The organism is Acinetobacter rongchengensis (genome assembly GCF_003611475.1).
In the GTDB taxonomy this organism is placed as follows: Bacteria; Pseudomonadota; Gammaproteobacteria; order Pseudomonadales; family Moraxellaceae; genus Acinetobacter; species Acinetobacter rongchengensis.
This window is the reverse complement of the sequence record NZ_RAXT01000013.1, coordinates 40400-59624: the sequence shown is the minus strand read 5'-3', so window position 1 is coordinate 59624 and position 19225 is coordinate 40400. Positions and strand designations below refer to the sequence as shown.

Annotated in this window: 15 protein-coding genes; 9 read left to right on the top strand and 6 right to left on the bottom strand. The window is 37.9% G+C overall.

Going from position 1 to position 19225, the window contains the following annotated elements:
• Positions 1–105: 105 nt before the first annotated feature.
• Together bfmS and bfmR are read right to left on the bottom strand one after the other, a co-directional pair.
• Positions 106–1734 (bottom strand): sensor histidine kinase BfmS, encoded by a 1629-nt coding sequence (bfmS, locus tag D7V20_RS08650; protein WP_120383903.1) that lies wholly within the window; start codon positions 1732–1734, stop codon positions 106–108.
• Positions 1735–1785: 51 nt separating this feature from the next.
• Complete coding sequence (gene bfmR / locus D7V20_RS08645) at positions 1786–2502, bottom strand: response regulator transcription factor BfmR (RefSeq protein WP_120383902.1); 717 nt, start codon at positions 2500–2502, stop codon at positions 1786–1788.
• A 555-nt stretch (positions 2503–3057) separates the two neighbouring features.
• Between bfmR and D7V20_RS08640 the strand changes: the two genes are divergently transcribed.
• From D7V20_RS08640 to D7V20_RS08630, 3 genes are all read left to right on the top strand, one after another.
• The gene (locus D7V20_RS08640; RefSeq protein WP_120383901.1) at positions 3058–5928 is read left to right on the top strand and encodes a ribonucleoside-diphosphate reductase subunit alpha; all 2871 of its coding nucleotides are present in this window, start codon (positions 3058–3060) and stop codon (positions 5926–5928) included.
• 123 nt (positions 5929–6051) lie between these two features.
• Complete coding sequence (locus tag D7V20_RS08635) at positions 6052–6183, top strand: preprotein translocase subunit YajC (RefSeq protein ID WP_120383900.1); 132 nt, start codon at positions 6052–6054, stop codon at positions 6181–6183.
• Positions 6184–6324: 141 nt separating this feature from the next.
• Positions 6325–7608 (top strand): ribonucleotide-diphosphate reductase subunit beta, encoded by a 1284-nt coding sequence (locus tag D7V20_RS08630; protein WP_120383899.1) that lies wholly within the window; start codon positions 6325–6327, stop codon positions 7606–7608.
• A gap of 477 nt (positions 7609–8085) precedes the next feature.
• On the opposite strand, the gene D7V20_RS08625 is transcribed toward D7V20_RS08630, so the two are convergent.
• The 4 genes from D7V20_RS08625 to D7V20_RS08610 form a co-directional block, all read right to left on the bottom strand.
• The gene (locus tag D7V20_RS08625) at positions 8086–9384 is read right to left on the bottom strand and encodes a DcaP family trimeric outer membrane transporter (protein ID WP_120383898.1); all 1299 of its coding nucleotides are present in this window, start codon (positions 9382–9384) and stop codon (positions 8086–8088) included.
• Positions 9385–9545: 161 nt separating this feature from the next.
• Positions 9546–10859 (bottom strand): MFS transporter, encoded by a 1314-nt coding sequence (locus D7V20_RS08620; RefSeq protein ID WP_120383897.1) that lies wholly within the window; start codon positions 10857–10859, stop codon positions 9546–9548.
• Positions 10860–10901: 42 nt separating this feature from the next.
• Positions 10902–12101 carry a CaiB/BaiF CoA transferase family protein gene (locus D7V20_RS08615; protein WP_120383896.1) on the bottom strand — a complete coding sequence of 400 codons (1200 nt, stop codon included), beginning with the start codon at positions 12099–12101 and terminating at the stop codon, positions 10902–10904.
• 1 nt (position 12102) lies between these two features.
• The gene (locus tag D7V20_RS08610; RefSeq protein WP_120383895.1) at positions 12103–13041 is read right to left on the bottom strand and encodes a hydroxymethylglutaryl-CoA lyase; all 939 of its coding nucleotides are present in this window, start codon (positions 13039–13041) and stop codon (positions 12103–12105) included.
• A 234-nt stretch (positions 13042–13275) separates the two neighbouring features.
• Here D7V20_RS08610 and D7V20_RS08605 point away from each other — a divergent pair, with 234 nt between their 5' ends.
• The 6 genes from D7V20_RS08605 to scpB all read left to right on the top strand — a co-directional run bounded on the left by D7V20_RS08605 (position 13276) and on the right by scpB (position 19212).
• Positions 13276–14202: an SMP-30/gluconolactonase/LRE family protein gene (locus D7V20_RS08605; protein ID WP_120383894.1), complete on the top strand. Its 927-nt coding sequence runs from the start codon at positions 13276–13278 to the stop codon at positions 14200–14202.
• Between the two features lie 35 nt (positions 14203–14237).
• On the top strand, positions 14238–15509 hold the full coding sequence (locus tag D7V20_RS08600; protein ID WP_120383893.1) for a CitMHS family transporter: 1272 nt from the start codon (positions 14238–14240) through the stop codon (positions 15507–15509).
• A 140-nt stretch (positions 15510–15649) separates the two neighbouring features.
• Positions 15650–16411, top strand: a complete 762-nt coding sequence (locus tag D7V20_RS08595) for an IclR family transcriptional regulator (protein ID WP_120383892.1) — start codon at positions 15650–15652, stop codon at positions 16409–16411.
• 376 nt (positions 16412–16787) lie between these two features.
• The gene (locus tag D7V20_RS08590; RefSeq protein WP_120383891.1) at positions 16788–17540 is read left to right on the top strand and encodes a hypothetical protein; all 753 of its coding nucleotides are present in this window, start codon (positions 16788–16790) and stop codon (positions 17538–17540) included.
• 293 nt (positions 17541–17833) lie between these two features.
• Positions 17834–18625 (top strand): segregation and condensation protein A, encoded by a 792-nt coding sequence (locus tag D7V20_RS08585; RefSeq protein ID WP_120383890.1) that lies wholly within the window; start codon positions 17834–17836, stop codon positions 18623–18625.
• Complete coding sequence (scpB, locus tag D7V20_RS08580; protein WP_120383889.1) at positions 18622–19212, top strand: SMC-Scp complex subunit ScpB; 591 nt, start codon at positions 18622–18624, stop codon at positions 19210–19212. The genes D7V20_RS08585 and scpB overlap by 4 nt, the downstream gene beginning before the upstream one ends.
• Positions 19213–19225 lie beyond the last annotated feature (13 nt).

The following is a 19225-nucleotide window of genomic DNA, read 5'->3' as shown; positions in this document are numbered from 1 at the left end:
GGCGCTTTTTAATGTCGATTGATTTCTAACAATTGATTACGTCGAAATTCACGTTTAAATTTTAAACTCCAAACATGCTTCAATTCACAATAAAGTTTTTCATCATTAAGATTTTTTCTTTTTAAAGCGATTGATTGGCCATGACATCGTAAACCTTGCTCCCCCTAATTCAGGGCTTTGATCGACCTGAATGGTTCCGCCAAACCAATAAGCGATACGGCTGACAATCGACAAACCTAAACCATAGCCCCCTGAAGCGCGTGTGCGGCTATCATCCAAACGGGCAAATGCTTCAAAGACACGCTTTCGATCTTCTTCTGGAATCCCTGGTCCATCATCCTCAACACAGACATACGCCATATTTTTTTGATGATCGATACCACCACTGATATTAACTTGGTTATCACAATAACGCACAGCATTACCAACCAAGTTCTGCACCACACGATGCAAATAACGACGTTCAGCATCGACAACAACATCTGCGGCAAGTGGATTCAAATGAATGATTTTCTGGGTTTTCAACGCTTCTGTTTCAGTTGCGACTTGTTGCAATACATCGATTAAAGCAATTTTTTCAAAATCTAAAGAAGGTGTGCCCTGCTCCAACTTGGCATAGGTCATGATTTCATCAATGAGAGTATTTAACGCCTCAATGTCTTTATCAATCATTTCTACTTGTTGTAAGCGATATTCATAATCTTCTTCATCGGCCAACATTTCCATACCAAAGCGTATTCGTGCAACGGGAGTACGTAACTCGTGTGATACGGCGCGCATTAACTCGCGTTGCGCCTCGATCAAACGCTGTATATGGTCAGACATGCTGTTATAGCTGGTCGCCAAGCTCGCCATTTCATCATGACCTTCAACAGGAACACGTTGCGACATATCCCCTGTTTTCATAATATCTAAGGCTTCATTGACCTGTTTCAACTTACGTTGCATTGGCACAATCAAACCATAAACCCCTAAGCACAGTAAGAACATGCTCAGTAATGTAATACCCGCAGCCAATTTAACTGGCATCCAGTTAAACATCGGCACTGGCCCCATGACCAATACGTCTGTAGGTGAGTTAGGTAATGGAGAGACGATTGATATTGTTGTACCTCGTGCTGTCGCACTATCACGCCATAAAATCACGCTTTGATCTGAACGTAGTCGTCCAATTTGCTCAGAATCTAAATTTAGCTGAGAAATTTTTTCTACCCCAACATCATAGTAAAAATGCTGTTGGATTTTTTTAAGGTATTCTCGTTCTTGCCCAGGGTAATAAACCAAGTAATCTAAAATAAAGACAGGCAAGGCCTTCATTTGACGCTCACCGATTTGATCGACCTTGATATATAAATAGTGCTTAGGATCATTTCGAATGCCTAGAACTAAATAGGCAATCCCCTGTTCAGCATCATAGCGCACAACCGCTTTTTGGCTTTCTATACGCTTTTCTTCGGTGCGTGACAAATCAACCTTCTGCGCATCCAAATAGTAAATCGGCAATTCCAATAAATCAAATGCATCAGAAATCCAATCTAAACGTTGTTGTTCAGTTTGTTGACGTGCCACACCTTCACTGATGACAAAGGAAATGCCATCTGTCAATGATTCACGATATTCTTGCGCACGTTGATAGTTGATGATTTGCACCAACAAATATCCAAATAGCGCAACTAAAACCACAAGAATAACAAGTCCTGCGTAGATACGCAGGAATATGCTGTGTTTTGACACCGAAGTTGTCCTTAAAAGGAATGACACATAAAGGGATGAATGTTATTGCTATTACATACCATTGGTTTCTTTAACAAAAAGATAACCTTTGCTTCGTACTGTTTTAATACGTTTTGGATTTTCTGGATCATCACCAATTTTTGGACGAATACGTGAAATACGGACATCAATCGAACGGTCTTGACCATCGTATTCAATACCACGTAAGCGCTCAAAGATATCTTCACGAGAAAGAATGCGACCTGCATTTGAAGCCAACAACCACAATAAGTCATATTCAGCACTGGTAAAATCGACAAGTTCACCATTCAAAGTAACTGAACGTCCACCATTATCAATCACTAGATCATCAAATTCGATACGTTGTGCCACTTCATCTTCAGGTGCTTTGTCCGTACGACGTAATAAAGCACGAATACGTGCAAGTAAAACACGTGGCTGTACAGGTTTAGCGACATAGTCATCTGCACCCATTTCCAGACCAAGGACTTGATCCATATCTTCTGTACGTGCTGTTAACATCAAAATCGGTTGATGATAATGTGGACGCACTTCACGACAAACAGTTAAGCCATCGGCACCTGGTAACATTACATCAAGTACAACTAAATCTGGTTGTTCGGCAATGATTCGACGAATTGCACGATTACCATCAGGCTCTACCCCAACTTCCAATCCATTGCGAATTAAATATTCTTGAGTCAAGCGAGCCAGACGCTCATCATCTTCAACGATTAAAATTTTTGGTAACTTTTCTTCTTGGCTCATCTATTTGCCCCTGTATTTAATTACGGTATCTGCGTACAAATCTCGCAGATTCAACACACTATGTTTTGCAATATACACACGTTTACAATGTAAACAAGACCTCATTCACCAAACTGATACATGAGTGCATCAATTTGTTATATTTTTATTAATGATTGAATTATTGGCACTTTTCTTTTACAAACAGACATGCCGCTTAGATTCTTGTTTACATGCTTTAACCAGATAGTTTTTTAAACAAAATATTTCATTGTTCATATTATGTCTAAACAGTTTATCTCTTTTTGACTTATCCACACACTTATCTATAAGCACTCTTTGCGGACTTTGTTATGCTATGCCCTTGTCAAATAAGGCATATAACAAAAACGGTTCTTTTAGGAAGAAAGAAGCAAATAAAAATTTATTGTTTAGGGATAAAACATTCTTAAAATGTCAATATTGATCTACCTTAAAAATTACCGTATCTTGTGTTCTAAATTAAATTAAACCACTAAGTATTGTGTTTAGTCCTCAAACATCGTGATAATATTTTGTACAATATATCCGATTCAAATGGTCCATAAACATAACAATGATGACAATGGAGCTACGCTGACAATGAACGCCATTACAACCCCAGGTCAACTGCAAGTGATTAAACGCACTGGTGACGTTGCCGCTTTTGATGCAGATAAAATATCTGTAGCGATTGGTAAAGCTTTTTTAGCTGTTGAAGGCCAACAAAGTGCTGACTCAAGCCGAATTCATGACCGTATTACACAATTAACAGAAATGGTTATGAATACTTTTAATCGCCGTTTACCTTCGGGTGGAACAATTCACATTGAAGAAATTCAAGATCAAGTTGAATTGGCACTTATGCGTACTGGCGAACAAAAAGTTGCTCGTGCTTACGTGATTTACCGTGAGCAACGCTCTGAAGCACGTAAACAAACAGGTGCTCATCATCATCCAACCTTACAAATCTTAGATACGAATGGTCAGCTTCAGCCTCTAGATTTGGGTAAACTTCAAGCGACGATTGCAAAAGCAAGCGAAGGCTTAGAAGGGATTGACGTTCAAGCCATTGTCGATGAAACAGTTAAAAACTTATATAACGGTGTAAAACAGTCAGACATCTCAACTACGATGATGATGGCGACACGTACTCGTATCGAACAAGAACCTAACTACACTTATGTGACTGCACGTTTATTACGTGATGATTTGGTGGTAACTGGTCTTAAATTCTTAGGTTTGGCTGTTGATACCAATGAAGGTGATGCGCTTGAAACTTACCTGAAAAAAGGGATCGAGCTCGAACTTTTATCTCCTGAACTTTTAAACTTTGACCTTGCGAAATTGGCTGCTGCGATCAAACCTGAACGCTCAAATCAATTTACATATTTAGGTTTACAAACTTTATTTGACCGTTACTTTATTCATTCTAATGATGTGCGTTTCGAACTTCCGCAATTGTTCTTCATGCGTGTATCGATGGGTCTGGCTTTAAATGAAGACAACCGTGAAGAACGTGCAATTGAATTCTATGACTTATTGTCTAGCTTCGATTATATGGCGTCTACACCGACCTTATTTAACTCAGGTACATTACGTCCACAGTTGTCTAGCTGTTATTTAACGACAATCCAAGATGATCTTTATGACATCTATGGTGCGATGCGTGACAATGCGCTTCTTTCAAAATGGGCAGGTGGTTTAGGCAATGACTGGACGCCAGTTCGTGCATTGAATTCATACATCAAAGGAACCAATGGTAAATCACAAGGTGTTGTACCATTCCTTAAAGTTGCCAATGACACTGCTGTTGCGGTAAACCAAGGTGGTAAACGTAAAGGTGCAGTATGTGCATACCTTGAAACTTGGCACTTAGACATTGAAGAATTCCTAGAGCTTCGTAAAAACACCGGTGATGACCGTCGTCGTACCCATGACATGAATACTGCGAATTGGGTTCCAGACTTATTCATACAACGTGTTTTTGAAGATGCTGAATGGACATTATTCACACCATCTGAAACTCCTGACCTACATGATTTGACGGGTGTCGAATTCGCTGAACGCTATGCGTACTACGAAGGTATTGCCAAAGAAAGCAATATGCTTCATAAGAAAATCCGTGCGAAAGACTTATGGCGTAAAATGCTGTCTATGTTGTTTGAAACAGGCCATCCATGGATCACATTCAAAGACGTATGTAACTTACGTTCACCGCAACAACACGTCGGTGTCGTACATTCATCAAACTTATGTACTGAAATCACATTAAATACCAATAAAGATGAAATCGCAGTATGTAACTTAGGTTCGATCAACCTTGTTCAACACGTTCAAGGTGGTGCATTAGACCGTGAGAAATTGGCACGTACAGTGAAGACCGCTGTTCGTATGCTCGATAACGTGATTGACATTAACTACTATGCCGTTGAGCAAGCACGTAATTCAAACATGAAACACCGCCCAGTGGGTATGGGTATCATGGGCTTCCAAGATGCTTTATATGAATTGGGTATCGGTTATGGTTCAGATGAAGCTGTAGACTTTGCTGATGAATCTATGGAAGTGATTAGCTACTTCGCGATCCAAACTTCGAGTGATTTGGCTGTTGAGCGTGGTGTTTATTCAACATTTAAAGGTTCATTGTGGGATCAAGGGATTCTACCAATCGACTCTTTAGACATCGTTGCGAAATCTCGCCCTGAACGTATGTTTGAAGTTGACCGTACACAACGTTTGGATTGGGATACATTACGCAGCAAAGTTCAAAAAGACGGTATGCGTAACTCAAACGTGATGGCAATTGCACCAACAGCAACCATTTCGAATATTTGTGGCGTTTCTCAGTCAATCGAACCGACTTTCCAAAATCTTTATGTAAAATCAAACCTTTCTGGTGAATTTACAGTGATCAACCCGTACTTAGTACGTGCGTTGAAAGACCGTGGTCTTTGGGATTCAGTCATGGTCAATGACTTGAAACACTTTGAAGGTTCAGTACAAAAAATTGCACGTATTCCTGAAGAATTAAAAGCAATCTTTGCAACTGCATTTGAAGTGGATACACGCTGGATCGTAGACGCTGCTTCTCGTCGTCAAAAATGGATTGATCAAGCTCAGTCTCTTAACCTTTACATCTCGGGTGCAAATGGTAAGAAATTGGACATTACTTATAAAATGGCATGGTTACGTGGTCTTAAAACCACTTATTACCTCCGTGCATTAGGTGCAACATCTGCTGAGAAATCTACGATCAACACAGGTGCATTGAACGCTGTTAAACCGACAACTGTTGCTGCTCCAGTCGCTGCGGTAGCCCCAGAAGTTAAGGCTGAAGTTGCTGCTGAAGAAGATGGTTTCTCTCAAGCGGCTCCAGTACCAATGGCATGTTCAATCGACAATCCTGATTGCGAAGCTTGTCAGTAATTTTTTAATCCTCCCCTAACCCCTCCTAGAAGGAGGGGGACAAGGCTCATTTAAAACAGTGTTGAGTCCCCTCTCCTTTTTTAAAGGAGAGGGTTAGGGAGAGGTTTTCAAAGAGGCTAAGAAATGTTCAATTTAAGTCATAACTACGAGTTAGGCGTAATCGCACTGATCTTAGCCTTTTTAATTTTTTACGTGCCTGCGGTCTATGCGTTCTTTGCAATCCGTAAGCAGCAAAAGCGTAATCAAAATAAGTAGTGTAGATATCTGTTGTTTCGAACAAGAACAGCTCAGCGATCGGTAAAACTTAATTTTGCTTACACAGAATAAGCGTATAGTAGTGACATCTTCGTTTAAGAGATGTCAAACACAGATATTAACAACGAAGAGAGAACAACGATGTCTATCCTAAGTTGGGACGATTTTGAAGATGATGAACCGAAACAAGCTGCACAAGCTCACCAGCCTGCGCCCGTCGAACAGAAAAAAACGACTGATTCGCAGGTGGTATCTGATGCAAAGCAGCCATCGCAGAATTTGGCAGCTGCACAACCCACTGGAACCAGTGCAAGTCGAGCAACAAATCCAACCGATTCGTTGGCAAGAGCATCTCACGCCTTAGAAAGCTTAGATGTTGCACCAGGCTTAGAAGAACTTGAAATGGGTGCGCAACGTGTACAAGTTGATGATAAAGCAATGATCAACTGTCGTGCAGACTTAAACCAACTTGTACCATTTAAATATGAATGGGCTTGGCAAAAGTACCTAGACGGATGTGCAAATCACTGGATGCCACAAGAAGTCAACATGAACCATGACATCGCACTTTGGAAGTCTGAAAATGGCTTAACTGAAGATGAGCGTACCATTGTGATGCGTTCTTTAGGTTTCTTCTCAACTGCGGATTCATTGGTAGCCAATAACTTAGTACTGGCGATATACCGTCATATTACCAACCCTGAATGTCGCCAATATATTTTGCGTCAAGCATTTGAAGAAGCGATTCATACACATGCTTACCAATACTGTATCGAATCTTTAGGCATGGACGAAGGCGAAGTCTTCAATATGTATCGTGAAGTTCCATCGGTTGCGCGTAAGGCAGCTTGGGGCTTGAAGTATACTCAATCTTTAAGTGATCCTACTTTCAAAACAGGCACCCCTGAAAACGATCAAATCTTACTTCGTAACTTGATTGCTTTCTATTGTGTTCTTGAAGGTATCTTCTTCTATTGTGGTTTCAGTCAGATCTTGTCTATGGGCCGTCGTAATAAAATGAATGGTGTTGCTGAGCAATTCCAATATATTTTACGTGATGAATCTATGCACTTGAATTTTGGTATCGATATGATTAACCAAATCAAGATTGAAAACCCGAGCTTGTGGACTGCTGAGTTCCAAGAAGAAATCATTCAAATGATTCTTGAAGGGACAATGCTTGAAATCGAATATGCTCGAGACACGATGCCACGTGGTGTATTGGGTATGAATGCCGCGATGATGGAAGAATATTTGAAATTCATCTGTAACCGTCGTTTAGCTCAGTTAGGTTTACCTGAGCAGTTTGCTGGTGTAAACAATCCATTCCAATGGATGTCTGAAATGATGGACTTACGTAAAGAGAAGAATTTCTTCGAAACGCGTGTAACAGACTATCAAACTGGCGGTGCGCTGAGCTGGTAAGTTTTTTTAATCGTCACGTGACACATAAGTTGTCATTTGCGACACATAAGTTGGCAAAGAACGACACATAAGTTGTCATAGACGACCAAATGAAAAGGCTGCAATTCGCAGCCTTTTTTACTATCAATAATAAATTATATGATTCAAAACCCAATAACGACCGTTGAACGACATGACAGGTGTCATTTAAATTTGGATTTCTAAAATAAAATTAAATGGTGTTCTACAAGAACTTTCGCTAAATGACAGCGCTGAAAGACAATTGATGTGAGATTTTTCGCACATATTTCGAGATTGTTACAAATTTCATTAATTTCACGAAATCAAAAAAAATAGAGCCATTAGGCTCTATTTTTTAGTCTTTATAAGAGAAGATAATTTGTCTGGGGAGTTACTGTATTCCAACTTCAGTATCAGCACACATTTACATTTCCTCAATTCATGATTGGAGAAGCATTTAAACTAATGAGCACATTATCAAAAATTGTATTTCACCATAGTACTTAATCGACTATCTTTACCTTTTTCACCTGTAAAAGTCTCTCTTTCACCATATATGTATTCCACACCAAATGTTAAAGGTGCTATTGGCGAATACATCAAATTAATCCATGCTTGTTGTAATTCTTTATTCTGAGAGGTGTCTGCGTCATTCTTAGCTATCTCTGCAAACTTGTTACTATCATCCGAAAACATAGCACCATAAGCAATTGTACCCAGAAGCTTAGGATTAATTTGATAACTGAGGCCTACAGAAAATGCATCAAATTCATTCAAATTAATGGCATTTTGATTTTGCTCAGAGTTGTATGCAGCATTAGTGTATAAAAGAAAAGTAGAATCTCCTTTAACATGGGAATAGTCCGCATTGACTTCTAAATCATTGGTGATTTTATAATTTGCACCTATTCCGATACCCCAACTGAATTCAGTCGCATTATCGAGTTCACGTGATCGAACTTCTTGTGCTAATCCTCTAATAGAAGCAGATCCCTTATCATCTAAAAGACTATATTTTAATTTTGAAGTAAAGGAAGGTAGTCGATTGTCAGTTTGGCCTTGCTCTAAACCAAGGAAGAATTTAGTTTGGGCATTTAAGTTATCTGCATATCGGAGCATGGGTGTACGTTTAGTACCAATACCAAGGGGTGATCCAAAATCAAGCATGGCTGGATTATTATCGGTATCTAAGAAACTAGATGTAGTTTGACCAATCAAAAGATTTTTATAATTTAAATAGGCATGTCGAATTCTGACCGTATCATTATTTGATCCTCCTCGAAAGTCGATCTCTAACTTGCCTGAAACTGGTTGGTCTTTCTGTTCGCTCTTAAAATCCAACCCCAATCTACTCGTTGTAACGGTACTATAGAAACGATCTTCATTTTTATTGCTTCCTTCTAGTTCAACTTTATTTATACGGTTAAAAATTCCATTACCACCTTTGAATTGATAAGAAGCATCTCCGCGAATAAATCCATAAAGCTTTACACTAGATCCAGATTTTGTAACGAATACTGGTGCAGGAATTAATTTCTGTGTTTGTGTCGTATCAGCCTGTAATTTATCTGATTGTGTAGAAATCGTATCTATACTTTTCTTAGAATCAAAACTCTGCTGTTGCACGATTTTTTTTAATTCTAAGATTTCTGCTCTAAGCTCTTTGACTTCATCATCGATATTTTCTGCATGTACCATTACAGGAGAAAACACTAAAACACTTAAAAATACTTTTTTAAAATCATTCACAGATTTTTTGAACATGATTTTCATCATCAACTTTTCCTTGCTTTTTTAGTCATCCTGACTAATTTTTAGACGAGTTAGTACAACCCTATGAATCAATAGAGCAATACTTTTTTATTAAAAAGGCCGCCTTTAACTGAGAATTAGGATTAAAGGCGGTAAGGTAAAAGATTGAAAAAAAGAGTCGGAATTTATACCGATTCTCTTTTCATAAAGAAATTTAATACCAATGTCATGAATACTGCGAAGAACAAGATGCTACCCATTATCATGAAACCACTATTAAACGAGTTAGTTGCTGTTTTTAAATAACCCATTAAGAATGGTCCAACAAACCCACCGAATGCTCCAATTGAGTTAATTAAAGCAATACCTCCTGCTGCGGCTTGCCCTGATAAAAACTTGCCTGGAAGTGTATAAAAAATGGTTTTTGCAGAAATTGTACCGACTAATGCAATGGTAATACCGATCAATGCAGGGACTAGTCCTGACAAATTAACAGCCACTAATAATGCAATACCAGCCAATAAAAGTGCGATAACAAGGTTTTTGATTGGTTTACCTGTTTTATCAACATGTTTAGCCCAAAAAAGTAATCCAATAGTAGAAAAGAAGTACGGAATAGCCGCGATCCAACCAATTAAGCTTAATTCAACGCCCTGAGCTTTAAGCATTTGAGGTAACCAAATGCCAATGCCATAAGTACCTAAAGTGAAGCTAAAAGTGATCGATCCTAAAATCCAAACTCTTACATCTTTTAAAACTTCTTTAAAGTTATGCTTACTTGCACCAGCTTTCTTTTCGTTTGACAGGGAAGCTGTCAATGCTTGACGCTCTTCTTCAGTTAGCCATTTTGCTTCTGTTGGAGTATTTACTAACACTTTGTATGTAATTACCCCAAGAATACATGCTGGCAAACCTTCAACCAAAAACATCCATTGCCATCCCTCCAGCCCTAAATGACCATGAAAACCCAAAAGCCAAATAGAGAGTGGGCCACCTACCAAAAAGGATATTGGGGTAGCAATCGTGAACAGTGCAAGAATGTGAGTTCGATATTGTAGTGGGAACCAAATAGTTAAAAAGAAAATTACGCCAGGGAAAAAGCCCGCTTCAGCAACGCCCAACAGGAATCGCACAATATAAAAAGAATAGGGGCCAACAACAAAAGCCGTTGCCGCCGCTGCTATCCCCCATGTAATCATAATTCGGGCCATCCAAACTCTGGCCCCAAATTTATACATTGCTAAATTACTAGGAATCTCACATAAGCAATAACCAATAAACATGATTCCCGCACCCAGACCAAACTGAGCTGCTGTTAAACCAAGGGAATCAGTCATTTGCAGTGCAGCATAACCAACACTAGTACGATCTAGATAATTGAAAAAATAGGCTAATGCTAATAATGGAATAAAGCGTAAAGCCGCTTTTTTAATAGCTCGATCACAGGCATCTTGATGAGACGAATTACAATTATCAGGGAGTTTATTTAAAGTATTCATATATGCAATCCTTGCATAATACATAAATTAAATGGCCAACAATTAGCTACATTTAATAATGTCAGTTTCAGTTAAATGTTGTACTTCAGCAGCGTCATAACCTAAGGAAGTAAGAATCTCTACAGTATTCTCACCAACTTGAGGTACATTCTCTCGTACACCAAAACGGTGGCCATTCATTGTGAATGGGAGTAACGGCACTTTAACTTGCTTACCATTTTCAAGTTTGAGCTCGCCCATACCACCTGACTGATTTAGGTGATTATCGTGGAATAAGTCTTCTGGACGTTGAATTGGGGAAAATGGTAAACCAGCCTTTTCGCATAGCTCCATTACTTTTGACTTTTGAAGAGCGCCTAATGCATCTCGAATGATTGGTAAGATTACGTCTCTTGCTGTAACTCGTTGATTATTTAAAGCGTAATCAGGATTATTTTTGAGACCGTTCAAGTCAAAGGCTTCACAGAAAGCGACCCATTGTGAATCTGTAACAACTCCAATAAATACCTGTTCGTTCCCTTGCGTATTAAAAACATCGTATACAGCCCAAGCTGAAACACGATTTGGCATCGGCGCAACTGGCTGTTCAGTGATTGCTCGCTGCATCATATGCTGTGCTACTAAAAATGCAGAGTTCTCGAACAATCCGGTTTCAACGAATTGTCCTTCACCTGTCAACTGTCTTTGATATAGGGCTGCAAGAATTGAATACGCACAGAACATTCCACCCATAACATCATTAACGGAAGCACCTGCTCTTAAAGGCCGTCCCACAGGACCCGTCATATAGGCTAGACCTGTCATCATTTGAACCACTTCATCAAGTGCTGTTCGATGTTCATAAGGACCGGGTAAAAAGCCTTTCATTGAACCATAGATAATGTCAGGCTTAATGGCTTTTACACCTTCATAATCTAAGCCGAGTTTTTTCATTGCACCTGGCCGAAAATTTTCAATCACAATATCGGCTGTAGCAATCAACTCCTTGACAAGATTCATTCCTTTTTCAGTTTTAATATCAACTGAAAGGCTTTTCTTATTGCGATTATAGGTCATCCAATAGCCAGCACCTGACCCCATCAAACGACGTGTATTATCACCCTGAGGTAGCGGTTCGATCTTAATAACCTCTGCTCCAAGGTCTGCTAACATTAATCCGCATGCAGGTCCCATGACCATATGAACAAATTCAAGTACACGAATACCTGATAGCGGAAGACTGTTTTGTTTTTCAATACTCATTTCACATATCCTTTGCATATTTAAAAGCTTTACCGACACCTGCATCAGGGATAAATCCATATAGCGGTTCATTTGGTAATGCTTTTTTCAACCACTCTCTAGCGGCTACCAACTTTTCAATATCAATACCGGTGCGGAGTCCCATACTTTCAAGTAAGAAAACAAGATCCTCAGTCACAATATTTCCTGATGCACCAGGCGCATAAGGACATCCACCAATTCCACCTTGTGAAGCATCAAAAGTTGTTACCCCAACCTCATATGCCGCAAGTACATTCGCTAATCCTTGCCCTCGTGTATTATGAAAATGTGCACTACCCGCAATATTTCCTAATTCAATTTTCAGTTGCTTAAACAAGCTTTTAACTTGTAAAGGTGTGGCATATCCAACGGTGTCTGCTAAACCCACCTCATCAACACCTAGGGCAGCCATTTTGTTGGCCATGAATAAGCTTTCTTGTTCGGTCACCACCCCTTGGATCGTGCATCCAAATACCGTCGATAATCCTGCTTCAACCAAAACATTCGGATATTGCTCGTTTCGCAATGCAATGATGGATGCAACCTCTGAATACATCTGCTCGTGAGTTTTTCTTACATTTGACAATGAATGAGGTTCACTAACAGAAACAGGAATCGTTATTTTTTGAACACCAGATTTAAATGCGGATTCTGCACCACGTAAGTTTGGTACTAACGCAGTAACAAAGACATTTTCTAAAGTTAAGGCATGCTGAACTAGATCAGCACAATCGGCCATTTGCGGTAATAATTTTGGTGGTACGAACGATCCCACCTCAATTTCTCTCACTCCCGCTTCAGATAAAGCTGAAATCCACATTTTCTTCATATCAGTTGGCATAGTCTGCTTAATACTTTGCAAACCATCGCGAGGACCTACCTCACTAACCAAAATATCTATGTCCTTTTGACTGCTCATACCTTTTACCTACCAAGTAAAAACACTGGAAACCTAGAAATAGATTTCGCCTTGTTCTATCTAGTAGAACATCATTCTATTTTAAATGCAAATAAAAAATATCCACTAATCTGGTTTGACTTTGATCTAATAATTAGATTGAGAAAAAACTTGACTTTGATTAACTAATCATCAAACATAAATAAATAGAACATCGTTCTACTTAATAGAACGTAGATTCAAGGAAATATTGTTATGAGTCTTTTTAATCCTCCAAAAGAAATCTCTACGAAAATTTTCACTCAACTTCCTGAAAAATACAGGAAAGATGGAAATTCAGATTGGGTGAGAGCAAATAAACCTGGTCAGAAGGTTACTTCTTTTTTAGAAGGCCCATCTTTTGATCTTGAAGGAAATTTATATGTAACTGACATTCCCTATGGCCGTATTTTTAAAATTACACCAGCAGGAGAATGGCATCTTGTTACCGAATATGATGGATGGCCAAATGGTCTAAAAATTCATACCGATGGCATGATTTATATTGCTGATTATAAAAATGGAATAATGAAATTAGATCCTCAATCAGGAACGATCTCACCATTTTTAACTCATCGTAAAAGTGAAGGCTTTAAAGGTGTGAATGACCTATTTTTTGCGAAAAATGGAAAACTCTATTTTACTGATCAAGGGCAAACTGGAATGCATGATCCTACAGGACGTGTCTTCTGCTATGACTTAGAGTTAGATCAATTAGATTGTCTGATTAATAATGCACCTAGTCCAAATGGTCTTGTTATGGATTTGGAAGAAAAAGCATTATTTGTTGCTATGACAAGAGGTAATGCTATTTGGCGCTTACCACTATTAAAAGATGGTTCAACATCAAAAGTAGGCATATTCACATCTTTGGCAGGCGGTATCAGTGGTGCTGATGGGCTTGCTTTAGATAACGAAAGTAATCTCTATGTTTGCGATGCTGGTCATGCATGTGTCTGGGTTTTTAATAAATACGCTGAACCTCTCTACCGTATCAAAGCATGTACCGCAGGTAGAACAATTACCAACTTAGCTTTTGGCGGAAAGAACAATAATCAACTATTTATTATTGATTCATCAACTGGATCAATATTAACAACAGAATTAGAGCATTGCGGTAAACCAATGTTCTCGCATTCTTAAATCTCTCAATGTTTTGATAAATCAAGGACTGATTTATGTTAGTTTTTCTTAGCTATAGCATGATTGCTATATTTATGTATGCAGTGATGTCTAAACGTCTCTCTGCACTCACAGCTCTTGTCCTCATACCTGTCATTTTTTCAATCTTTACAGGTCATAGTGCTGAACTCAGTGACATGATGGTCGATGGGATTAAAAAGCTTGCACCAACAGGAATCATGATCACGTTTGCGATTTTGTATTTCTGCATGATGACTGATGCAGGTCTATTTAATCCTTTGATTAAGTTAATTGTAAAAATTGTGAAAGGTGATCCCCTCAAAATTGTTGTAGGTACTGGAATTTTAGGGATTTGTGTAGGCTTAGATGGTGATGGAGCGACCACATATATTATCGTTGCTACAGCACTATTACCTTTATATAAGAAGATTGGAATTCGCCCTCAGGTAATGGCAACAGTTCTACTATTATCTATTGGTGTAATGAATATCTTACCTTGGGCAGGACCTTTTTCCCGTGCCGCAAGTGCTTTAAAAATAGATCCTACAGAACTCTTTTTACAAATGATTCCTGTAATGGCTATTGGTTTAGTATGGGTTCTATTTGTTGCATTTTATCTTGGTCTAAAAGAACGCAAACGTTTAGGAATACACCAAATTGAACATGATGAAGAGTTAATCCACGAGGAACAAAATACTCCAAAATGGAAATCTTGGTTTAACTTAGCCTTAACAGCCTTGCTTATTTTTGTGATGATCAAAAATTATATTTCTTTGGCTCCTTTATTCATCCTAGCTTTCTGTATTGGTTTAGTCGTCAATTTCCCTCAACTTTCGGAACAAAAGAAATTAATTGGTAAATATGCCGATAGCGTCCTCGCAGTTTCAACATTAATTTTTGCTGCGGGTATTTTTGTCGGGATCATGTCTGGAACAGGAATGATTGATGCAATCGCACAACATCTAATATCTGTTATTCCTGAATCGTCAGGTAGTCACTTGGCTTCGATTACAGCTTTCATTAGTATGCCTTTTACCTACATTTTGACAAATGATGCATTTTATTTTGGCATATTACCTATTTTGGCTGAAACTGCATCACATTACGGTGTTGGAGCAAATGAAATGGCGATTGCAAGTCTAATTGGTCAACCAATTCATCTTCTTAGCCCAATGGTAGCTTCAACATATTTACTCTGTTCATTAACAAATGTTGACTATGCTGAAAATCAAAAAAACAGCATTCTTTGGTGTACAGGTACATGTGTAGTCATGTATGTGGCAGCTATTCTAATCGGACTAATTTAATAAACATGCACAAGGGATGATATATAAATGTATATCGTCCCTTTATTACTATAAAACTAAACAAGAATCTATTTGTCTTTTTAAATTAAAGCTATACTGCTACTTGTTGGTTTTATCGGAAGTATTTAGGTTTCTTTTCTATGACAAATTTATCAAATGAAGATTTAGGTTCAGATGACAAGCAGAACTCTGGTGTTGCTGCCGTAGACAGAGCTTTACTCATCTTAGCTTCATTCGATATCGAGAATCCAAGCCTATCTCTAGCAGAAATCTCAAGACGTACAAAACTATATAAAAGTACTATCCTTAGACTTCTTAATTCGTTAGAACGACATGGTTATATTCGTAAAAGTACTGATGGGCTCTACTCTTTAAGTATTATGCCTCTTAAGCTTGCTAGAATTTATCAAAACTCATTCAATTTAAAAGATATTATTTATCCTATCCTTGAGAAGATTTCGGAGGAAACAGGTGAAACCTCTTCTTTCTACATCTTGGATAATGAAAGCCGTGTAGTCTTGTTTCGTATTGAACCTGTTCGATCTGTAAAAGTTTCGATCTCTGAAGGTGATGTTTTCCCAGTTAATGTAGGTGCTTCTGGAAAAATATTGTCTGCATTTTCAAAAAAACAAATAGACGCTAAATTAGAGCCAATCAAAGAAAATTATTGGGCAAGTTCTTTTGGAGAGCGTGATCCAGAGACATCATCTCTATCTGTACCTGTTCTAGATGGAAGCCAACATCTACAAGGTGCTTTAACTATTTCAGGACCATCAGAGCGACTTACAAACGAAACAATTAATAGTTATATCCCTCATTTAATGAAGTATGGTATTACAATTTCAAAACAGTTAGGTGCTAATACGATGATGTATGAGGAAGCACACAAGAAGCTATCATAATTGGATAGATAGTAAATTCAAGTTTGACTAAATTTAGATGAGTTACAAACAAATAATTCTATATACACATGAAGATAAAGTGGCAAAGTACTTTACTTATAAGTTTTTAAAATACAGTACAAAGGTGAAGTCGGTTAACTTAATACAAAGGAAAGAACATGTGTTAAGTAATAACTATTTATATAACTAATACGTTCAATTTTAAAAATTGACAAAGGTTGTGTCGCTGATCATTGTCATCATGTGTCGCAATACTTCCTAAGTCATTGAAGTTAACAATCTAGAAATGACAAACAATGTGTGGCATGACGAATCCCGTCTTTCATGGCGGGATTTTTTATTTAGTTGAAGTTAAAAATAAAAACAATGGAAATCCATGAGAAATCTAAAAAAAGCTCAAGAATCCTATCAAATCCTAAAAAATAATGCCTATTTTTCTATAGCTTACACATTAATCATGTTGGCTATATTCATCGGTTTTGATATTTTTAATAGTTTAGACTTTACGGGGTTAGCTCCTTTTTTCTTTTTATTATTTTCAAGCTTGGTTATTTTTAAAAATAAAACGAAAGAAATAAGTGAAAAAAAAGAGTCTATCTTCCTCAATTGCATAATTATCATTGTAGCATTAGCCATTACCAATATGCCCTTTTTTGCAACGCTTTCAACCTTTAAAACCATCAAAGCATTACCTTTCGCAGAATTAACAGCAACTCATAAAGAAGCTGAAGGGAAGATTCATGTCCATAAATACCAAACGGGTTCAGGTCGAAGTAAAACTTATTACACAGATATTGAATTATTAGACCAACAAGGACAGCCTCAATTCAAAATTAGGTGCGATTTTCTGAAAGCTAAAAAAGGTTGCACACAATTAGAAAAATTTGAGCAACAATTTTCCCAAATTAAATATTTTTCTAATCCTCCTTATTTTTCAGACCAAAATGTTCTTCTACTCCATTTAAAAACTGCAACAGAAGAATTATCTTTTGCAGAACTTATGAAACAATATCAAAATCAAAAATATATAGGCTGGTTTTATTTCTTGATGGTACTGCTTACCAACGTGTTAATTATCAGAATACATATATTAAGTTATCGCTATGACAAAATTTTTCAAAAAACTTAAAACGAATAGCGTTGCAAAATAGCGAAGCAATAGTTAAATAGAGTGATGAAACCGAACCCGTCTATATTTTCAAAAATATTTTTCAACCACAGCATAAATTAAAAAAATCCCTATTTATTTTCAGGTTTTTATCGTTTTTTATGATTTAGCAATGTATTCCTACGTGCTTTTCCTTTAAAATAGGCTTACTATCTTTTTGTAATTCGTCTCCACCTCTCTCCAATGTCCATGTTTCATTGAGTGGCAGTACGATAAAACATGCCTTTGAAAATTCGCGTGGCTAATAAATTGTAATGACTCAAACATCACATGATTCTATGGAATTGGTTTCCCACATCCGAGTATTGGATGAATGGCATGAAACCATTCCAGAAGATTTGTATATTCCACCTGCTGCATTCGAAATCCTGCTGGAGCATTTCGAAGGACCACTCGACTTTTTAATTTATTTGATTCAAAAAAACGGTTTTGATTTATTACAACTCGATATTGCCCCAATTGCTGCTCAATATTTATCATACATGGACAATATGAAGTCCTTGAACATTGAGTTAACCGCAGACTATATGGTCATGGCAGCATTATTAGCAGATTTAAAATCACGTTTGTTATTGCCAAAACCTAAAACAGTAAATATTGAAAAAGATCCAAAACAAGAATTAATTGACCGTCTTGAAACCTATTTACGTATTAAGCAAGCTGCTGAACGTTTAGGGCAAATGCCTGTTTTAGATCGGGATACTTATATGACCAGTGTATCTATTGGTCATATTCCCAAAGTATACGAAGGCTATGAAGTGGAAATGCTCAGAGATGCCTTGTTCTGCATTTTCAATCGCCCTGAACCGATTACTCACAAAATCGAACAAGAACCTGTTTTACTTGAGGAGCGAATCGCCTATATTGAACTGATGGTTAAAACGGGCGAAGTACTCAATTTCCAAGAATTACTCAAGCCTAGCCAAGGTCGTATGGGCATGGTTGTTACTTTTATGGCTATTTTAGAATTAACACGTCAGCAAAAAGTTCAAATTATTTCTTCAGGTGTTGAAGCTCCGCTTTCGATTCAAGGAGCACATGCATGACGATTGATCAAAATAATGCATTCAATGTTGATGAGTTGCATCACGAAGTTTTAATGCAATTGGAAGCGATTATCTTTGCCAGCGATGCGCCCATATCATTGGCACGTTTAAAAGAAGCGTTCCAAGATCAATATTCTAAACAACAATTACGCCAACATTTGCAACAATTGTCGATTTTGCAACATGGCCGTTCGATTGAACTGGTTGAAACCGCTTTAGGCTATCGCTTTCAAGTTCGCGCAAAATATCGAAATGTGATTGCACAAGTTTGGCCTGATCGACCAACAAGATTATCGCCATCTCTGTTAGAAACAGTTGCAGTGATTGCGTATCATCAGCCTGTTACACGTGCTGATATTGAACAAATACGTGGAGTAACGAATAATAGTCAGATCCTCAGGACATTATTCGATTGGAACTGGATTAAGGAATCTGGTTTCCGAGAACTCCCAGGAAGACCTGCGTTGTTAGTCACAACGCCACAGTTTTTAAATGCTTTTGGTCTAATTTCTATAGATCAATTGCCTCCCCTACAGGACGCCAAGGAAGCTTTTATGGCTTTGGATGCGCAAGCTCCAAAGTCTTAAATAGGTGCACTGT